This window comes from bacterium (assembly GCA_040753555.1).
GTDB lineage: Bacteria > UBA9089 > UBA9088 > UBA9088 > UBA9088 > JBFLYE01.
On the sequence record JBFMDZ010000313.1, the window covers coordinates 1 to 1749 of the forward strand.

Genomic DNA, 1749 nt, shown 5'->3' on the forward strand with positions numbered 1-1749 from the left:
TCGTTTTCGAATTTCCGAGAGATATCGGTTGATAGTATTCCGGTTAAGACCGGTGATTTGAGTAATCTGAGAGGCATTCAAATCCAGTGAAAAAAGGTTCACGATTTGACGGATTTTAGCCTCTGAATTTTTTGAACGATTTGCGTACCTATTTTTTAACGTCATAACCAGATGTTAGCACACTTTTTAAGGTGCTGTTCTAGTCATGACCCAATTCTTTTAATTGAAAAGCCTTTTCGCAATCTATGAAAAAAGGTTTGGCATAAGCATCTTGGGTTAGAATCAATGAAAAAAGAAACAATATAAATAAAAATGGGATGGTTCTATGTTTTATCATTTTCCCCCCTCTCATTCTGCCGGGTAACAAGAAACTTATAAATTTATGGACGTTCCGCCCCTACCTCCTTAATATCATTAAAGTCTAACCACTTTTTCCCCTTAATTAAATTAACTATGTTAGCTTGTTCTTCTCCTTTGGTTTTATGCCAGACTTCCCAGATTTTGATTCCAGCATTAGTTAGCTTTTCTATTATATCTCCGATATTAATAGGTGCCAAAATTTCAGGCACCCCTTTAGTTGAAGGCTGAGACGTACATACACTCTTAACATAGTTTTTGAATTCTACAGTTTGTGCTGCCGCCTCCTCGAGCAAGCTTTTATAACGGTTTGATGGCTTTCCACCCATCTGTAAATCTGTTATTAAAGTTTCTATCCATGCATCAGATTTTGTCTTTGTTTCTATATAGGAGCTGTATGCTTTTTTATATTCGTTACTTTCAGGTTTATAATATGTTTTTAGCATCTTGACGCTTTGTTCACATCCAGAACGCCATTCGTCAAGCATAGATAGCCCATCCTTTGCCTCTGGTGGAAGATTGGTATTTGGCCTAATATTATGGTTACATCCTACTAAGAAATAAAATAAAAACAGAAAAGTCAAAATAGATATCTTTTTGATTGTATTCATAAAATCCTCCTTTATTCGCAATAGCATGTAACGTTTTAAGTGTTTGAGGTCAACAAGAAACTTATAAATTTATGGACGTCCCTCATCCGCGTACCTGTTCCTGCCAAAGGTGTCTGAGGAGATGGCCCCCATCCTTTATACCGTGCCCTTGCAACTCCTGGCTTATGAGATAGCCGTCCTAAGAGGCTGTGGTGTTGACCAGCCGCGCAACCTGGCCAAGAGTGTCACGGTGGAGTAAGGCGAAATCCGGCTTTTCGCTGAATAGAGCTTTTTCTATAATGTGTTTTGTTCTTGAAGTTTTTCCTGTACCCAAAGATTAATCAGAGTGTCAGCAGTAATACCACGTTTTTGTGCGATAGCCTGAATCCTCTCCGAAAGCATCCTATCGACAGCGTAATAGGTAATCTCTGATTCAATATCCACTTCAAAAGATGCCTCTTTGGTTTTATTCCAAAAGTCTGCTAAAGCGTGAGTATCCCAGAAATCGCCAATTTCTTTGTAGGTTGTTGCTTGTGATACTGAACTCTTATCTTTTCTCATATAGTCTCCTTTCAGCTTTTGTCATATCCCGTGTCGAGAGGATTAAGGCACGCTTATCGTTTTTATAAACAAAAAAGACAATGAGGTAACGATTACTATCAGTTTGCCCCATTGCTAATACCGCCGGTTAGAAAATAGGCCATTTTAGCCGATGAAGAAGTAGGCCAGGCTGACCGGCCAAAAGTAGGCCATTTTCCTTTTACTTCTTTTTTCCCCGCGCGCAAAACTTTTTTTCTTCCCT

The 1749-nt window shown here is 38.8% G+C and carries 3 protein-coding genes and 1 pseudogene; 1 reads left to right on the forward strand and 3 read right to left on the reverse strand.

Translation table 11 applies throughout. The features are described 5' to 3' along the window. Together AB1630_12955 and AB1630_12960 are read right to left on the reverse strand one after the other, a co-directional pair. The coding region (locus tag AB1630_12955) for an IS1595 family transposase (GenBank protein MEW6104698.1) at positions 1-165 on the reverse strand (165 nt) is incomplete at its 3' end. Positions 166-380: 215 nt separating this feature from the next. After that, the gene (locus AB1630_12960; GenBank protein MEW6104699.1) at positions 381-968 is read right to left on the reverse strand and encodes a hypothetical protein; all 588 of its coding nucleotides are present in this window, start codon (positions 966-968) and stop codon (positions 381-383) included. A gap of 94 nt (positions 969-1062) precedes the next feature. Between AB1630_12960 and AB1630_12965 the strand changes: the two are divergent. Then, positions 1063-1206, forward strand: a pseudogene (locus AB1630_12965) (glucosamine-fructose-6-phosphate aminotransferase). Between the two features lie 35 nt (positions 1207-1241). Here the strand turns inward: AB1630_12965 and AB1630_12970 are convergent. Continuing rightward, the gene (locus tag AB1630_12970; protein ID MEW6104700.1) at positions 1242-1508 is read right to left on the reverse strand and encodes a CopG family antitoxin; all 267 of its coding nucleotides are present in this window, start codon (positions 1506-1508) and stop codon (positions 1242-1244) included. Between the last annotated feature and the right edge of the window lie 241 nt (positions 1509-1749).